This window comes from Advenella kashmirensis W13003 (assembly GCF_000506985.1).
GTDB lineage: Bacteria > Pseudomonadota > Gammaproteobacteria > Burkholderiales > Burkholderiaceae_B > Advenella > Advenella kashmirensis_A.
In genome coordinates this window covers 593,570-610,430 of the sequence record NZ_KI650979.1, presented here as the reverse complement: position 1 = coordinate 610,430, position 16,861 = coordinate 593,570, and the positions used below count along the sequence as shown (strand labels likewise).

Here is a 16,861-nt window from a genome sequence, read left to right as displayed (position 1 = left end):
AGTCGCGTCATCTAGATGACCAGCGTGCCAGTCAGGTTTTGAAGCGTTCGTACCATGCTATACACGGTTAGCGCTGACGTTTTAGGATTGTCACTCAGTGGCCGGTTGCTGAGGGTCAAGTTCAATTCGCCAAATGCGCCAGAAGCGTCGATGGTGTGGATATTGGTGGACGCCTTCGGGTCTGCGATCAAACGCACTGTGGTCGCATCCAGGCCCAGACTGGCCAAAGCGATCGTTGCCGCGACATTGGCATTTTTTGGGAAACGTTGTGCAGCATCACGTGCGGAGCCCTCAAACACCACTGTGGCTTCGGTGAGTGTGGCCAGATTGAACTGCAGTTCGGCTGGCGTGCCTTGCCATGCGAGCGCGGGTTTTTTGCCTGTGTAGAGTACTTTGTCCAGTCCACCGATTTTTGCCGCGGCAATAGCATCGATTGCGCCTACTGCGCCGGCGATAAGATGGACTTGACTTCTACCGTTGGTCGCTGCTGTTTCCAGGCGTGGCGCGAGGTCGTCCATCGCCAGGGCTCCTACCGATGCAATCACGGCTGAAATACCGCGCTTAAGAGCCGGGAGAACATGCGCTTCTATGGCACGATGACCGGCAGCTTCCACAACCAGATCTATTCCGCTATCAGGGATATTTTCACTGACACTGGCGCCAGGAGCCAGTGTTTCCGCAAGTCGGGCCACACGATCGATCGACCTTTTGGAAACGACAATGGCGGCGACTTGCAGATGGTTGTCGTAACGAATCGATTTGAGTAATGATTCGCCTATTGCCCCACAGCCGATCAGCGCAATACTAAGCATGCTCGTCTGCCGCGTTGTTGCCGCTTTTCTGAGGCGTACTCTGATTTATGCCCAAAGGAGAATGGCGTAGAAGAGAGGACAGATCCTCAGCGGCTTCTTGGATACGGGAAATAATTCGTCCGATTTTGCTGCGGTCGAAATTGGCAGCCATCGCGTTTGCGCCCATGGCGGCGACTATTTTGTTGTTATGACCAAACACCGGCACTGCAATGGTGGAAATCGCAGGATCGAAGAAACCTTCGCTGACCGCATAACCCTGTTTACGTGCTGCCTGGCAACAGTCATGGAGTGCCTGAACATCATGTGGGGTGTGTTTGGTAAATATCTGAAGTTTGTTTTCCGGGTATTGCTCATGCAATTGAGACAGGTTCAGCTCGCTCAACAGGACATGGCCTAATATCGTTCCGTGTGCAGGCAAGCGAGTCCCAATGTTCACAGACGTGGCAAATGGGGTAGGAGGCGACGCTTTTGCGATATATACAATGGCGTTTTCGTCACGTATGACCAGATTGCAAGGCATTTGCACATCCTGGCAAAGCTTTTCGAGGACGGGCCGGCCCAAATCGGTCAATTCCAGAGAGGCAAGATATTCAAATCCTAAACGTAATACGCCGACGCCAAGACGATACTCGTTGCCGCTTTCCGTACGCGTTATGAAACCCATACTTTCCAGAGTATTGAGAAGTCGGAATACGGTGGATCTGGGGATGTCAAGGCGCCGGGCAAGCTCAGGAGCGCTTAACGTCGGCCTGGCGCGGTTGAATTCCGATAGCAGCATCAGCCCGCGTTCAAGTGCAGGAACTGTATAGCGTTCGCTATTGTCTTCGGATTTAGATAGATTGGTATTCATTGCGTTTCCCGAAAAGTGCGAATGAGAGTCGTCATGATATTCAGAACTTGCCCGGATTGTTCCACGTAGCAGGCGTGGCCAGCATTTTCAATAGGAATTAGTTGTCGGCCACACCGGCGCGCAACTTGGGCGCAGCTTTCTGGTGTGGTAACGATATCTTCCGTTCCACAGGCAACCTGAACACATATATCTTCGGGCGGCGGCAGGTATTCCGTCAGATCGTCGTTGCAAAGCAGATTGACGGCCTGTCGATAACCCCTGTCGTGCAGGCGAACCATATTCCAGATGACCAATTTGCGGTCGGCCTCGGTTGCCCGATTCGATAGCAGACGACTCGAACGTTTAACAGCCATATTCACTACACCATCATTTTCCAATTGGCTTATGCGTTCATTGAGAATCCGGTTTCGCGTCTGCTTTTTTGCCGTTGCTCCATATCCCTGCGCCGGGCTAATGAGCAAGAGTGCTTTTACCGCGTTGCGCTCTGCCTCGCGAGCATATGCACTGGCGACCATTGCGCCAAGTGAATGGCCGATCAGAACGCAGCTGTGTACGCCAAGGATTTGCAGCATATTTGCAAGTGAATGAGCGTAATCTGTTGCTTTGGGGCACTCTGCGGTCAAGGAAGATGACTCGCCGTAACCGGGTGCATCCCATGCAATTAGCCTCAATCCGGAAGGTAACTGTCGCGCAACGTTTATCCAGGACGCAGAGCCCGAGCCGATCCCGTGCAGACAGACGACAGTAACCGGGCCGGTTCCTGCGGAACGGAATGCGATCTGCTGCCCCGTTTCGGTAGCGATTCGAACCAGCGGGAATCGCTGATTCAAGTCATGCAATTCTTCAGAAGAAAGCGTTGGCTTAGGGGAGTCGGAAAACATTAACGGTAACAACTCCACAGGTACTAGCGTTTAACGTTGGCCAAGGGATGGTCGATCGGATAGGTAGGAGTAACCGGCTTTTTTGAACCAAGCATGACGCACATGAGTGCATCTTCATCTCCAATATTAATCTCTTCACGATAGACGCCCGGTGGCACCGAAATGAGGTCCCGATCGGTCATCACAGTTTCGAAGCGCTCACCGTCTTTCTCTATTACAACCTTGAGCTTGCCGCGAATCAGAAAGAAAATTTCTTCAACATCGGTATGCAGATGGGGGGGGCCTTCGTGGCCGGCGGGAATGACCATGGTAGAAAAGGTGAAGTGTTCGGCCGGCACGGTGTTGGCATCGCTCGCGACCCCGGTGCCGCCAGTGCCAACATAACGCATCTGCGCACGCCGATACTTGGGGTCAAAATCTGCCTGAAATTTCAATGCCTCCCAATCGTATTTTCTGGTGGCGTAGCGGGCGATTCGGCTTTCCATCCAGTCCTGCAGCGACACGCCGTCGGGACATTGCAAAGACTGTGGGGGGCTATTTGTGTCGGTCATCGTTTTACTCCAGTGGGTCCGAATATTTTCAATCAAATTTGAACGTTTTATATATGAAACAGTGATTCACAAATGAGACAACGTAGTCTAATCGGGCAGATGCACCGCAACAACCTGGTATTAACCCTGATTTCCAGACATTCATGCTGTTTTCCTGGGTGCTCTTTACAAGGGCTTATCCACTCAGTAAGCAGTTCGGCATTTAGTTACTTCGTGGCAAATTGTCTTTACACCTTTGGTAAACCTCGTGTACTATCCGTTTAAATATATTTATGTATACAAAAATATATTTAAATAAACAGTCTGGAGGAAACAATGAATAAAAGCGGATGGCTGGCACCGGTTGCCACCTTGCTGTTGGCGCTGGCCAATGGGACTGCGCTGGCGCAATCGCCGGACGCCTGGCCGACCCAGCCGATCACACTTGTCGTACCCTTTGCCGCTGGCGGCGGTACAGACAGCATTGCCCGGGAGTTCGCATCCGAACTCGGAAAGGCGCTGGGTCAGACGATCGTCGTTGAGAATCGAGGTGGCGGTGGAGGATCCATTGGTGCCGCCAGGGTGGCCCAGGCCCGCAAGGATGGCTACACACTCCTGTTTGCAACGTCGACCTTCGCGACAAACGCAGCCTGGGAACAGAGCAAGCTGTACGATCCCATTAAGGATTTCACACCCGTCGCGCAATTGGGCAACGGCCCGCTGATGCTGGTGGTCGACAAATCCCTTGGCGTCAATAACGTTGACGAGCTGCTCAAGAAAGCAAAGGCTGATCCCGGTGGTGTGAATTATTGCTCTGCGGGTCCGGGCAGCATCAATCATTTGTCGGGCGCGCTGTTCACGCAACGCACGGGCGTGACCATGTCTCATGTGCCATATCGGGGTAGCGGCCCGGCTACGCTGGATCTGATTGCCGGTCGCGTGCAGGCTTTTTTTGCGACCATGCCGACGATGCTTGAGCAGGTTCGGGGCGATAAAGTAAAACTGCTGGCCATGACCTCGAAGGAGCGTTCACCCCTGTTTCCCTCCGTGCCGACATTGCAGGAGTCAGGCGTGAAAGATTTCGATATCAAAACCTGGTGGGGCGTCCTGGGGCCCGCTGGTCTTCCCGAGCCTGTCGTGAACAGGCTGAATGCCACAGCCAACAAAGTTGCAAAAGGGCAGTTGATCAGCAATCGCCTGAAGCAGGAAGGTGCCAATGTCGTGACGGGTACGCCAGGCGAGTTTGGGCAAATGCTGGAGCAGGAACTGGCGGTATGGAAGTCGGTTGTCGATACAATACCGAAATCATAGTGCGAAGCGGACGATCAGCAGCGCGCTTTGGCTTTCCCACCGAACCGTCAGTTGAGTAACCACCATGCCTATTTCCAAAGACAATACCCAGTTTCACGCGGCTTATCGCGATATCAAGCAAAAAATCCTGAGCGGATTTTTCAGCGGCGATGCGCGCCTGCGCGAGCTGGAAATTTCAAAGCTGATCGGCATGGGTCGCACGCCTGTCAGGGAAGCGCTCAAACGATTGGAGGACGAACGGCTCTTGACACATGAGCCACGGCGTGGGCTGGTGATCACCAAGATCGATCGCCAGGGAGTGACCGAGCTGTATGCGATGCGCGAGGTACTGGAAGGTGCGGCGGCCGAGTTCGCTGCCCGTCATGCGACGGACGCTGAAATCGATAATATGCAATTCATTCTGGAACAAAGCGCGCTACCCGAGAGCGATCCGGTCAGGATGAACTTGCAGTTTCATGAAGCCATTTATGGCGCCGCGCATAACCAGCACTTGATTCGCACATTGCAGTCCATCACCGATACCACGTTTTTGCTGGGTCGTAGCACTTTGCAGTCTCCTCAGCGAGCAGAAAAAGCCGTAGCAGAGCATCGCCAAATTCTGGAGGCCATACGCAAGCGGGATCCGGAGGCGGCTAATATGGCTGCCAAGCAGCATATCAGGCAGGCGTTCCTGGAGCGCCTGAAAATATTGCGTGACGTCGGCTGATCCGGTTCCGGATGGAACGGGGCTCTGGGTAACGGAGAGCAGATGTTGCCACAGAAAATAACGAGGATGAAATATGAACAGGCAAGATTCATTGATCAGCAAGCGACGATTTTTGCAATCGGGCTGTGCGTTACTGGCGCTACCGGTGGCGCGTATCGGCGCGAGCCACGCCAGTGAGACATCCTACCCGACGATGCCCGTTTCAGTGACGGTTCCATATGCGCCGGGCGGTCAGGGGGATCTTTTCGCCCGAATGCTGTCCGAGCCTCTGGGTAAGGTCCTCGGGCAAACTGTGGTGGTGGAAAATCGTCCGGGCGCATCGGGCATGCTCGGCACGCGCCTCATTATTCGTGAAAAGCCGGACGGGCACCACCTGTTGCTGGGGCAGACCGGTGAAATTGCGATCAATCCCGTTGCCAACAAGAACGCAGGCTACAAGGCGCTCGAAGCGCTGGAGCCGGTCGTGTTGGTGGGAGATTCGCCGTTGGTCCTGATTACGGCAAAGAACTCGCCGTTCAATACGCTTGAACAATTGATCGATAAGGCCGCAAAAGTACCTGAGTCGGTCAATTACGCCTCGTCGGGAACGGCAACGCCCGGCCATTTGGCAGCAGTGGCATTGGGTCTCGGCACTCATACCAAAATGACCCACGTACCGTATAAGGGCGCCGGACAGGCAATGACGGATGTGATCGGCGGCCAGGTTGACTGCTTTTTTTCGAGCGTCTCAGCGGCGATGGGCCACATCAAGTCCGGCACAGTGAAGGCGCTGGCAACGACAACGGGTACGCGCCTTGCAGCATTGGAAGGGGTTCCAACAGTAGCAGAGAAAACCGTGCCTGGCTTCAACTACAGTTTGTGGGGCGGGTATTTCGCCCCCAAGGGCACACCGCGGGAGGTGATCCTGCGCCTGAATCAGGCAATCAACAAGATTCTGGAGCAACCAGCCATTCGCGCCCGACTGGAGTCAGACGGTGCAGCGGTCACCGCCAATTCGCCAGTGCAATTTACGGACTTTGTAAAGGCCGAGATTGGCAAGTATACCCAGCTTATTCAGTCGGCGGGTATTGTCATCGAATAATCAATTAACACTCATTTAGCGGATACAGGAAAATATGAAAATCGTAATTCTTCCGGGTGATGGAATCGGACCGGAAACCATGGATGTTGCCGAAAATGTGCTGCATGCGGCTTCGGCCCGCTTTGGCCTGGAGCTGGAGCTGACGCATGATGTGGCGGGGCACGACAGCTTGAAACAATATGGCAGTACCGTTACCGCCGAGTTACTGGCGAAAGTCAAGCAAGCCGACGGCCTGATGCTCGGCCCGATGGCGACCTATGATTTCAAGGACGAAGCCAAGGGAGAGATCAATCCATCCAAGTTTTTTCGCAAGGAGCTCGATCTTTATGCCAATATCCGGCCTTCGCGAACCTATCGCGGTGTGCCGGCGCGCCTGGGTGAGTTCGATCTGGTGGTGGTTCGCGAGAATACAGAGGGTTTTTATGCCGACCGAAATATCGAACAAGGCAGCAGCGAGCTGCTGATTACTTCAGATGTGGTGATTTCGTTAAGGCGCATTACGCGCAAATGTTGTGAAAGGATTGCACGTTCTGCATTTGAACTGGCCATGACGCGCAATAAACATGTGTCTATCGTGCATAAGGCAAATGTGCTGAAAATTGCGGATGGCATGTTCATTGATATTTGTCATGAAGTGGGACGCGAATTTCCGGAGGTCCGGATTGATGACTTCATTGTCGATGCGATGATGGCGCATGTGGTGCGCGATCCAGCCAAGTTCGACGTCATTGTGACCACTAATATGTTTGGCGATATTCTGTCCGATCTGACGGCCGAATTGTCCGGCAGTCTTGGCCTGGGCGGCTCGCTGAATGCAGGTGACAAATATGCGATGGGTCAGGCAGCGCATGGTTCAGCGCCGGATATTGCCGGCCAGAATGTTGCCAATCCGGTATCTCAGGTTCTATCTGCGGCAATGCTGCTGAACTGGTATGGTCAGCGCAATCAGGCGTCCCGGTTTACCCAGGCTGCCGAAGCCATTTTTCAGGCAATTGCTGATTCCATCGAATCCGGGAAAGTAACCAAAGACCTGGGTGGTCAACTTGGTACGAAAGAAGTCGGGCAGGCGCTGGTTGAGTTGTTGTCCAGCGGCGAAACGCGGGTTTCATGAAGTATCGATGCTGAAACGCCATCGTCTGAGGGATTGAAAATGTTATCTAGCCTAGAACGGGTCTGCGACTGCCATGTACATGTCATTGGTTCGCAAGATCGATATCCCATGAGCAAAGACCGGCCATATACGCCAGCCCCGGCGGGCCTCCCGGCGTTGCTGCAGCATATGGATCGTATGTCGGTGGGACGGGCTGTTATTGTGCAGCCAAGCGTCTACGGTACAGACAACAGTTGCCTGATCGACTGCCTGGAAGCCGCACCCGAGCGTTTTCGTGCAGTTGCCGTGATGCGAAGAGGGGTGAGTGATGAAGAACTGACTTGCATGGCGGCCAAGGGTATTGTCGGATTGCGGATCAATCTGGAAAGCACCGGTGCTGACGACTTGTCCGCTGCGCTGGAGGCGATCCGCTACTGGTCATCCCGATTGGCGGGATCCGGCTGGCATCTTCAATTGTATGCTGGATACAAGACGATAAACGCGGCGCTGGCTCAGTTGGGTTCGCTTCCCGTACCCCTTGTTATTGATCATTTCGGGCTGATTCCGCCGGCTCTCGCGTTAACTCAATTGCAATCCGAAGCACTCTACAGGACACTGGTGGCGGGCGATGTGTACATCAAACTGTCGGGCGCCTATCGGGTCGGCCGCGTCGATGATGCAGAAAAAATAGCCGGGCTCGCTCATGCGCTGCTTGCGGCCAATGACGAACGAATTCTTTGGGCCAGCGACTGGCCGCACACCAACCGGGAAGTGGGGAAATTGTCGACTGACGTCAGCCGCTACAGGGATACTCCTGCTGAAGCGCTGGTGCAAGAGCGATCAGCCTGGCTCGCGACCCCACAGGTCAGTCGAAAAGTCCTGATTGAAAATCCCGCAAGGCTTTATCGGTTCGACAGAGTAGCAGCAAAGGCGAAATAGGGCGGGTTATTCGATAAAATACAGGGCATCATCGACAGCTTCGGTATTACATTCGAGAATGACCACGCAACCTCTTTTAATAAGCAGCACGCCGAACCGGTATCACTGGGGGAAAACACCATGCCCTACGATCTAGACAATCGCTTGGTCATCGGCGTGGCATCCAGCGCCGTATTTGACTTGACTGATTCGGATGCAGTATTCAAGCGGGACGGCGAGGAAGCCTATCGAAAGTTTCAGGCACAAAATCTGAATACACCCTTACCCAAAGGCATCGCTTTTCCATTTATCAAGCGGCTGCTGTCGCTAAATGATTTGCGACCGGATCCGGAAGATCCGTTGGTCGAGGTGATCCTGCTGTCGCGCAACGATCCCGATACGGGACTGCGTGTCATGAAAACCATCGAACATTATGGGCTGGGTATCACGCGTGCTATTTTCATGCAGGGAAAATCGCCCTACGAATACATTCCTTCACTGAATATTTCGCTTTTTCTCTCTGGCAATAAATCGGACGTGGACGAGGCCATCAAATCCGGCTATCCGGCAGGCCATGTGCTGGATTCAAAATTTGACGATGACGAAGAAGACAAGGCACTGCGCATCGCCTTCGACTTCGATGGCGTTCTGGCCAGCGATGAATCAGAAAGCATTATGCAGGCGTCGGGCTTAAGCGATTTTCATGCGCATGAGGTGGCAAATGTGATGAATACGCACAGCCCGGGCCCCTTGCAGGAGTTTTTGATTCGGGTATCGAAAATACAATCGATCGAGGAAGAGTTCAAGAAGCTGAATCCCGATTACGAGAATCGCTTGCGGGTTTCTCTGGTGACCGCCAGAAATGCGCCTTCGCATGAGCGGGCATTAAATACGCTGAAGAACTGGGGCGTGATGACCAATGACGCGTTTTTTCTTGGCGGTATTGCAAAAAAACATGTGTTGGGCGTGCTCAAGCCGCATATCTTTTTTGACGATCAGTCTGCTCATCTGGAATTGACCAGCTCGCTTGTGCCTTCGGTGCATATTCCGTTTGGCATTACCAATAAGGAAGCGCTCAAAGCCCCAGAGCAGCCCGGCGCCTGATCCTTAAGGCGCTGGCTGCTGATCGGCGCAGAATTACAGAGTCCCTTCTGCATGCGATGGGCTGGCGTCGCGATCCAGCGGATAAATCGGCCTGGACAGATGGCGAAACGGAAAAATGCCGTAGTCCGAACTGCATACGCCGGGGCCTGCAATCAGCACGATGTGCCTGGCGTCTTTCTCAAAGCCGGCCCTGAAGTGCTGGCGTGACTTGATCAACACATATTTCTTGCTGAACGGATCAATGCCGGCGTGAGTAAATACGCCGACATCGTACGGCTCCTGCGGTTTTTCCGAAATAAAGATGGTGACACCGTTGCTTTCCAAGACGACCGTGCGGCCCAGGCTTAACCACATGCCGGTGAACATGGGACCGGTGATCTGGAAATTGCCATCTGTGATATTGATGACTGTCCCGGTTATTTGCAGCGGCTGTCCTTTCAGGCCGAGTTCTGGCATATCGGTCTTGCCGCCGAGATCAATTGTCAACGTTGCGCCAACGCCCGCCTGTATCAGGATGTCGACCGCTTGTGGATCCCAGATCGGGCCGGCAATCACGTCTGTGAGTCCCTGCTTCATGACTTCTTCCAGCACGGCCATGACGTCTGTGACGCCGCCTGCACCGCAATTGTCGCCATGGTCCACCAGAATGACCGGGCCGTGTTCCAGCTGTTTGGCTTTGGTAATGGACGCGGACAATGGCTCGACTTCGTAGACGAAGTCGTCTCTTCTGGACCAGGCCATGTTGCACAATTCATCCAGTAATTGTTCTGCTTCTGTTTTCCTGGATTTTTCTGCAACGATGACCACTGACAGGCCCACGTGAGGTATATCGGCCAGGGGAAATCCGCCAAAGACGGAAGCATTGAGGACTACACCCTCTGCTTCGGCTTTCATGGCTTTGTCCATGATGTCCTTCATAGGCTGGCCGGCGGGTGTCTGTTTCAGCATATGCGTTAGCATTGGCAGACGGCGCCAGACAATGGTGGTATCCAATTTTTCAAACAGGATGCGTTTGAGCGTGCGCATGGCCCGTTTCCCTGTTTCATAGATGTCGACGTGGGGATAAGTGCAATAGCCCGTAATAATGGTGGCATGTCGAATGAGCGCATCGCTGAAATTGGCATGGAAATCCAGGGCGACCACGACTGGTACCGGCGCTGGCGCGACCGCCCTGATTCGGCGCAAGAGTTCACCTTCGGCATCCGGGTAGCCTTCCGCGACCATGGCGCCATGCAGATCAAGCAGGACGGCATCGCATCCCTTTTGTACAGCGGCGACAACCGTATCTGCAATATGTTCAAACGCGGCTTTCTGCACCGTGCCGCTGGGGACCGAGTTGGCGAGAATGGCGAACTCTACTTCTGCGTCCAGTGATTCGGCCAGGTCCAAATAGGCGGCTGCAGCGCTGTTTGTGTTTTCGCACAATTGCTTTGCATTTTGGCCATAAGCGGGCCCATCGGTTTGTGTACCGCGACAGAACGAAGCCAGTTGGGTGGGAATCGGTGAGAAGGTGTTGGTTTCATGGCGAACCAGTGCGACGACAACTTTCATGCTGCTATCCTGTGTATGAGAAGGGGGGTTACTGTTTTTCCAGACCGGAAGCGTCGACCAGTTCCTTGTAGCGTCGGGTTTCTTCAAGAATGAATCGGCGGCTTTCGGTAGGAGGAGTCAGGACTGCGTCATAGGCGAACATATTCAATGCATCTGTGAAGTCTTTGTCGTGCTCTCCTTTTTTCAGCGCCTGATATAACTTTTCAATCAGCTCGGGCGGGGTGCCATTTTTCACGACGACTGAAAGATTGGATTTGACGGTCAGGGCAGCCGGATCATCGTAGGACTGTGTTTGAAGTTTGGGGATTTTTTTCAGTGGTTGTGTTTGCAAAACAGCCAATGGTTTCACTTTGCCACCGTCGTAATATGACATCGAGGACCCCGCTACATCGATATGCGCGGTGGTCACACCACCGATCAAATCCGAAACGGCAGGCGGAGAACCGCGGTATGGAATGATTTCAAAATCAAGTTTGTTGGTTCTTTTCCATTTATCCAGGGCGAGATAGGCCGCGCCGCCAATGGTGTTCACACTGATAGAAGCCTTGTTCGGATTGGCGATAATGAATTTCTTGAGATCCTCCATCGAGTTGAACGGGCTATCTTGTCTGACGATCAGCCAATGGGCATAAGTATTGAGGACAGTCACGCTGGTGAAGTCCTTATCGGCATCATAGCGAGGAGATTTAAGCAGGAAGTTGTTTATATTCAGCGTGTTGTCGCTGGCTACGAAAAGGGTGTAGCCGTCTGCTTTGTCCTTGAGTACCGATAGCGCAGCAGGGATTGTCCCGCCGCCCGCAATATTCTCGACGACCGCATTGTTACCCAGATTCTCTGACAATTTCTTCGCAACGAGCCGCCCAAGAATGTCTGCCGAGCCACCGGGTGGATAGGGTACGACAACTCTGAACGGCTTGGCGTTCGGCCAGTCGCTTTGGGCGGCATGAACAGACAGCCCTGTGCTGGCGGTGACAACAAGCGACAGGCTTAGTAAGATTTTCAAAAACTTCATTTTGTCTCCAATTTTTGGAATGAAATATTTAATAAAGTGGAATTTATAGTTTAATTTTCAGTTTTGAATATGTCTAATATATAATTTATCTAATATCCATTTAAATAAAGTATGGTATGGACGAACACCAATTGCGCTGCTTTGTGATGGTGGTAGAAACGGGCAATCTTTCAAAAGCGGCCCGACTTTTGAATATGACGCAACCACCCCTAAGCATCCTGATCCAAAAGCTGGAGCAATCTCTTGACGTAACGCTGTTTAATCGACAGAAGAACCGTCTGGTGTTGAGTGAGCCAGGCCGGCTGTTTTATACCCGGGCCAAAGATCTACTTGCTTCGTTCAAGACCCTGCGCCAGGATGTGAAAAATAACGCTGCCGGGACAGAAGGAAACGTGTCCATTGGGTGTTCAACCGCAGCCAGTCTGTTTATTCTTCCGCAAGTGATGCGGCGCATCCAGGATGACAAGCTGAATATCACTGTCACTGTTCGGGAGGGAGAAAGTGCGCACATTGTGAATTGCATTCGCAATAATGAACTTGATGCGGGGATCATCAGGACCCGTTTCCATGCCGAGGATTTGGTGACCCGCCCCCTTGTTACCGAGCCGCTGATGCTTGCGGTACCTGTACATCACCCTTTGGCGGAAAAACGCGACATCAGGTTGTCTGATCTGGCGCAGGAAAATTTTCTTTTACATTCCAATACCGATAGCAATGGCATACGCGAGCATATTCTTGAGGCATGTAATGTCGCGGGGTTCAACCCGAGAATCATCTATTCGGGAAATGAAACACTGCCTATGTTGCTGATGGTCGAGCAAGGCATCGGCATCAGTTTCGTTCCCCAAATGTTCGAACGGATATGTTCAGGGCGCAGCTTGCGGTTTATCGAATTGACTCAGCCCGTATTGACCAGTCAGTTGAGCCTGGTCACAGTGAAAACACATATCGAATCGGCCGTGACCACGCGGTTTCTGGGAATTGTTGCCGAGGTGTTGGACTCTAGCGGGAAGATGTGATATCGCGGGCCCAGTTGGAGAGTATGCGGTAACAATTGGAAAACAATATATCGCTGGCTCGGTCTATAGCCGTGCCAGCGTAGTGCGGCCAGGCATAAGGAATGTGCGGCGTTGTACGCCAGATCGAAACGACTTTCGAGAGAAAGAGAAGTGTTTTTTGCGTCGTGCAGACGGGCTTGGCCTGACCGCTTGAGTCCCTCAAACTCCTTGCGATCGGGTGGCTCCGCCTTCAATACCTTTCCGGGGCCCGTAAGTTGTTCAAACGGGGAGGGCATCGTCCGCTCCTATAATCCAGATTTTAGGCTGCTCCAGAATACGAGTCAGGAAGGATTCGTTTGCTTGCAGCCTCCGGGAAAATTCCGTTGAGGTCAATATCGTGGGATTGATGGGCCGACCGACAGCCTGGCTGGCGCCTTCAAGAGAGGCGTAGACTTCACCATAGCTGAGTGAATCGGAAACCAGCAACAGATCGATATCGCTGGCAGCGGTGTCGTTTTTTTTCGCGACGGAACCGTAGACGAATGCGGCGGATATGTGTGCGGCCATCGGCACAAGGGCATTGCGAACAGGTTCGGCAACGCCCACCGTTTTTTGCACAATGCTGCGTAGTTCTTCAAAAATAGGGGATTGTGGATTGGCTTGATAGTGTTTCTGATTGCCTCGGCGGGTAGCAGTGATGAGGCCGCTTTGAGTCAATACCGTCAGTTCGCGCTGTACGGCGCCCGAGCCACTAGCGGCAAGATTAATGATCTCATTGGCATAAAAACTGCGATCCGATTGCCCAAAGAGAATCCGTAGCACCTGCTGCTTGGTGCCGGGAAACAAGGCATTCGCCAGACTGCTTGACGACTGAGAAGAGGAAATAATCGTACCCATATTGGGTTATATTATACCTAATTTGGGTATTTGTCAATTGCTAGAAGAGGCAAATGTCGCAGGCAGGCCCTCGTACCGATGAGGCGAACCAGGGAAGGGGGGACAGTTTGTCGCTCATTTCGTCACGCTCCCCCTGCGCCAGCGATTTTATCCAATTGTTCAAGTGCTTCCTCGGGCAGAACCAGCTCAGCTGCGGCGAGGTTTTCTCGTAAATGCGCCGCGGAAGATGTCCCGGGAATCAGAAGGATGTTGGGCGACCGTTGCAGCAACCAGGCCAGAGCCACTTGCATAGGAGAGGCTGCCAGCTGTTCGGCGACCTGCGATAGCGCGGAAGATTGCAAGGGTGAGAAGCCGCCCAACGGGAAATAGGGCACATAGGCGATCCCGTCTCGCGCGAGATTGTCAATCAGTTCATCATCTTTGCGATGAGCCAGGTTGTAATGATTCTGGACACAAACGATATCGCAGACGCTGCGCCCTTGTGCAACCTGCGTGGGTGTGACGTGGCTCAATCCGATATGCCGGATCAGGCCTTGCCGTTGCAATTCTGCCAGCACAGTCAATGGTGCTTCGATGGACCCCTCTGCTGTGTCCTGCGTGGCCGACAGCATGCAGCGAAAATTGACGACCTCAAGCGTGTCCAATTCGAGATTGCGCAGGTTGTCGTGGACGGCCTGAGTCAGCGCTTCGCGCGAGAACGCGGGATTCCATGAGGCATCTTCGCCGCGAACGGCGCCGACTTTGGTCACAATGACCAGATCTTCCGGGTAGGGACTCAATGCCTCGCGAATAAGGTGATTCGTAATATGCGGTCCGTAGAAATCGCTGGTGTCGATGTGATTGACGCCGTGTGCAACAGCCTGGCGCAGGACTTGAAGGGCGGCATCGCGGTCCCTGGGCGGCCCGAATACGCCGGGGCCTGCCAGTTGCATCGCGCCGTAGCCGATACGATTGACCCTATGATTGCCCAGAGAAAAGGTGCCGGCTTTTGAGAGATCGTTCATGAGTATTCCTTGTGTGAATGGCCGATCGTTTGCAATAACGATTGTCATATATTAAGCCTTTAATATTGTTATGATAATTCGTCATAATCCGTACGGTGTGTGCGGATGAGCGCACAATAAGGAAAGGCGGCATGAAGGTTGATCTGGGCGATTTGAATGCGTTTGTGGCAGTCGCGCGGGCCAAAGGCTTTCGCAGCGGCGCAAGAAAAAGCGGCAACAGCGCGTCCGCCCTTAGCGAAGCGATACGCAGGCTGGAAGCGCAACTGGGAGTCAGACTGTTGCATCGGACCACGCGCAGCGTGGTGCCAACCGAGGCGGGCAAAAGTCTGCTGGCGCGGCTGGATCCGGTAATGGTTGAGATGGAGGCCGCGCTGGATGCCGTCAATGTATTTCGCGAGCGGCCCGCCGGCACATTGCGCCTGAACGTGCCGGTCAGCGTTTCGCGACTGGTCCTCGCCGATATCGTGCCGCGGTTCCTGGCAGCTTATCCCGATATTGTCCTTGAAATTTTCTCGGACGAAAATTTTGTCGATATCATCGAAGCCGGCTGTGACGCCGGCATACGATATGACGAACGGCTGGAGCAGGACATGATCGCCGTGCCTATCGGTCCGCGTATCCAGCGCTTTGCTGCTGCTGCGTCCCCCGCGTATCTCGAACAATTCGGGATGCCGGATCACCCTCGTGATTTACTTGGTCACGCTTGCTTGCGAATGCGTTTTCCCAGCGGCGCCATGCCCGCCTGGGAGTTTGAGCGTGAGGGTGAACGACTGCAGGTGGAGGCAACGGGGCCACTGATCGTTGAGGCCGGAGGTGCGTCGGACTTGGCCGTGGACGCTGCGCTTGCGGGTAGCGGCATTGTGTTTCTTTTCGAGGATTGGCTGCGGCCAAACCTGGACAGTGGCGCCTTGCTACCGGTGCTTGAACCATGGTGGGTCGCCTTTTCCGGACCGTTCCTATATTATTCGGGACGGCGTCTGGTGCCATCGCCCTTGCGGGCGTTTATTGACTTTATCCGGGCAGATAATGTCACAGCCGGGTCGCCGCTCGTGGCTTGAGCAGCGACCCGGCTGATTGAGGAGTCAACGATTGGGGTTGCGCTTATTTCACCGCTATTGCGGTATCAAGCGCAGCAGAAATCTGCTCGATATTCTGCTGCATCGACGTCAACCCGGCACTGCCCATGATGTACCAGTTGTAGGGGTCGACATATACAATGCGATTATTCTTTGCGGCACGACTATCTCGGATGACGGGGTTTTCCAGCGTCTCTCTGGCGGGCTTGCCTGCCCGGCCGGTGGCCGCATTGCGGTCGATCACGAATAGCCAATCTGGGTCGGCGCGGGCGATGTCTTCCAGTTTGATCGGATGGCGATCTTTGGCAGACAGGTCCTTGACGGCGTCATTGGGCGTAAATCCAAAGACGTCATAAATTATGCCGAACCGCGAGCCCGGACCGAAAACGCTGGTTTTCTCGTTCACTGCGAGAATCAGCATTGCGTTACCTGCCTTGGCGGATTTGGCTTTCAGGTTTGCCACGGCCTTGTTCAGTTTGTCCAGGGCCTCTTTGGCCCCGGATTCTTTTTTGAAGATCGCCGCCAGCGTGTTGGTATTGCGTTCAATGCTTGCCAGAGCGTTCCCGGTATCGATGCTCAGGTCCAGGGTTGGTGCCAGTTTGGCTACGTCGTCGAACTTTGCGCGCGATCGGCCACCCACGATGATCAGGTCGGGGGCGATTTTTCCGATCGCATCGTGGTCGGGCTCGAAGAGGGTGCCCGCCTTGGGAATCGCGTTGTCATTGTAGACTGAAAGCGACTCAGGGTAGCGGGCTTCCGGTACGCCGGCCGCCTGTACGCCCAGCACTTGCATGATATCCAGCGAAGGCAGGTCGAATACCACCGTTTTGGCTGGTTGTTCAGCGACGGTGGCCGATCCTTTCGCATGTTGCACGGTGACCTGAGTGGTCTGGGCAAGCGCAGCCCCAGTGTATCCGGCCATCGCAACCGCCAGCGCAGTATGCAGCATGGCGAAGCATTTCGCCGTATGTCGAGTCGATTTCATTTGTAATAATCCTTGTCGTGGTGGCGGTCATGCGGTGCAGCCGCCGTTATTTCAA

General features: G+C 53.7%; 17 protein-coding genes. 8 read left to right on the top strand and 9 right to left on the bottom strand.

What is annotated here, in order from left to right; genetic code table 11:
- Positions 1–11 precede the first annotated feature (11 nt).
- Genes W822_RS26975 through W822_RS26960 form a run of 4 tightly spaced genes read right to left on the bottom strand, consistent with a single transcriptional unit; the run spans position 12 to position 3,094 of the window.
- Complete coding sequence (locus W822_RS26975) at positions 12–812, bottom strand: aspartate dehydrogenase (RefSeq protein WP_024003643.1); 801 nt, start codon at positions 810–812, stop codon at positions 12–14.
- Positions 805–1,662, bottom strand: coding sequence for an IclR family transcriptional regulator (locus tag W822_RS26970; protein WP_024003642.1), 858 nt, complete (start codon positions 1,660–1,662; stop codon positions 805–807). The genes W822_RS26975 and W822_RS26970 overlap by 8 nt, the downstream gene beginning before the upstream one ends.
- Complete coding sequence (locus tag W822_RS26965; protein ID WP_031242078.1) at positions 1,659–2,543, bottom strand: alpha/beta fold hydrolase; 885 nt, start codon at positions 2,541–2,543, stop codon at positions 1,659–1,661. Before W822_RS26965 ends, W822_RS26970 begins: the two co-directional genes overlap by 4 nt.
- A gap of 23 nt (positions 2,544–2,566) precedes the next feature.
- On the bottom strand, positions 2,567–3,094 hold the full coding sequence (locus W822_RS26960; RefSeq protein ID WP_024003640.1) for a cupin domain-containing protein: 528 nt from the start codon (positions 3,092–3,094) through the stop codon (positions 2,567–2,569).
- 315 nt (positions 3,095–3,409) lie between these two features.
- On the opposite strand from W822_RS26960, the gene W822_RS26955 reads away from it, so the two are divergent.
- The 6 genes from W822_RS26955 (at position 3,410) to W822_RS26930 (ending at position 9,283) form a co-directional block, all read left to right on the top strand.
- Positions 3,410–4,384, top strand: a complete 975-nt coding sequence (locus tag W822_RS26955) for a Bug family tripartite tricarboxylate transporter substrate binding protein (RefSeq protein WP_024003639.1) — start codon at positions 3,410–3,412, stop codon at positions 4,382–4,384.
- 64 nt (positions 4,385–4,448) lie between these two features.
- On the top strand, positions 4,449–5,090 hold the full coding sequence (locus W822_RS26950; RefSeq protein WP_024003638.1) for a GntR family transcriptional regulator: 642 nt from the start codon (positions 4,449–4,451) through the stop codon (positions 5,088–5,090).
- 73 nt (positions 5,091–5,163) lie between these two features.
- Positions 5,164–6,171, top strand: a complete 1,008-nt coding sequence (locus W822_RS26945; RefSeq protein WP_024003637.1) for a Bug family tripartite tricarboxylate transporter substrate binding protein — start codon at positions 5,164–5,166, stop codon at positions 6,169–6,171.
- 34 nt (positions 6,172–6,205) lie between these two features.
- Positions 6,206–7,282 (top strand): isocitrate/isopropylmalate dehydrogenase family protein, encoded by a 1,077-nt coding sequence (locus tag W822_RS26940; protein WP_024003636.1) that lies wholly within the window; start codon positions 6,206–6,208, stop codon positions 7,280–7,282.
- 39 nt (positions 7,283–7,321) lie between these two features.
- Positions 7,322–8,200: an amidohydrolase family protein gene (locus W822_RS26935; protein ID WP_024003635.1), complete on the top strand. Its 879-nt coding sequence runs from the start codon at positions 7,322–7,324 to the stop codon at positions 8,198–8,200.
- A 120-nt stretch (positions 8,201–8,320) separates the two neighbouring features.
- Entirely contained in the window at positions 8,321–9,283 is a 963-nt protein-coding gene (locus W822_RS26930) for a 5'-nucleotidase (RefSeq protein ID WP_024003634.1), read from the top strand.
- A 33-nt stretch (positions 9,284–9,316) separates the two neighbouring features.
- On the opposite strand, the gene W822_RS26925 is transcribed toward W822_RS26930, so the two are convergent.
- Positions 9,317–10,834 (bottom strand): M81 family metallopeptidase, encoded by a 1,518-nt coding sequence (locus W822_RS26925; RefSeq protein WP_024003633.1) that lies wholly within the window; start codon positions 10,832–10,834, stop codon positions 9,317–9,319.
- Between the two features lie 28 nt (positions 10,835–10,862).
- Complete coding sequence (locus W822_RS26920; protein WP_024003632.1) at positions 10,863–11,846, bottom strand: Bug family tripartite tricarboxylate transporter substrate binding protein; 984 nt, start codon at positions 11,844–11,846, stop codon at positions 10,863–10,865.
- A 116-nt stretch (positions 11,847–11,962) separates the two neighbouring features.
- Here W822_RS26920 and W822_RS26915 point away from each other — a divergent pair, with 116 nt between their 5' ends.
- Complete coding sequence (locus tag W822_RS26915; RefSeq protein WP_024003631.1) at positions 11,963–12,865, top strand: LysR family transcriptional regulator; 903 nt, start codon at positions 11,963–11,965, stop codon at positions 12,863–12,865.
- Positions 12,866–13,123: 258 nt separating this feature from the next.
- Here the strand turns inward: W822_RS26915 and W822_RS0123155 are convergent, their stop codons facing one another.
- Together W822_RS0123155 and W822_RS26910 are read right to left on the bottom strand one after the other, a co-directional pair.
- Positions 13,124–13,741, bottom strand: coding sequence for a nucleotidyltransferase domain-containing protein (locus tag W822_RS0123155; protein WP_031242075.1), 618 nt, complete (start codon positions 13,739–13,741; stop codon positions 13,124–13,126).
- A gap of 122 nt (positions 13,742–13,863) precedes the next feature.
- On the bottom strand, positions 13,864–14,745 hold the full coding sequence (locus W822_RS26910; RefSeq protein WP_024003630.1) for an aldo/keto reductase family oxidoreductase: 882 nt from the start codon (positions 14,743–14,745) through the stop codon (positions 13,864–13,866).
- Positions 14,746–14,876: 131 nt separating this feature from the next.
- On the opposite strand from W822_RS26910, the gene W822_RS26905 reads away from it, so the two are divergent.
- Positions 14,877–15,803: a LysR family transcriptional regulator gene (locus tag W822_RS26905; RefSeq protein ID WP_024003629.1), complete on the top strand. Its 927-nt coding sequence runs from the start codon at positions 14,877–14,879 to the stop codon at positions 15,801–15,803.
- A gap of 43 nt (positions 15,804–15,846) precedes the next feature.
- Here W822_RS26905 and W822_RS26900 read toward each other — a convergent pair whose 3' ends face one another.
- Positions 15,847–16,806 (bottom strand): siderophore ABC transporter substrate-binding protein, encoded by a 960-nt coding sequence (locus W822_RS26900; protein WP_031242074.1) that lies wholly within the window; start codon positions 16,804–16,806, stop codon positions 15,847–15,849.
- Positions 16,807–16,861: the final 55 nt, after the last annotated feature.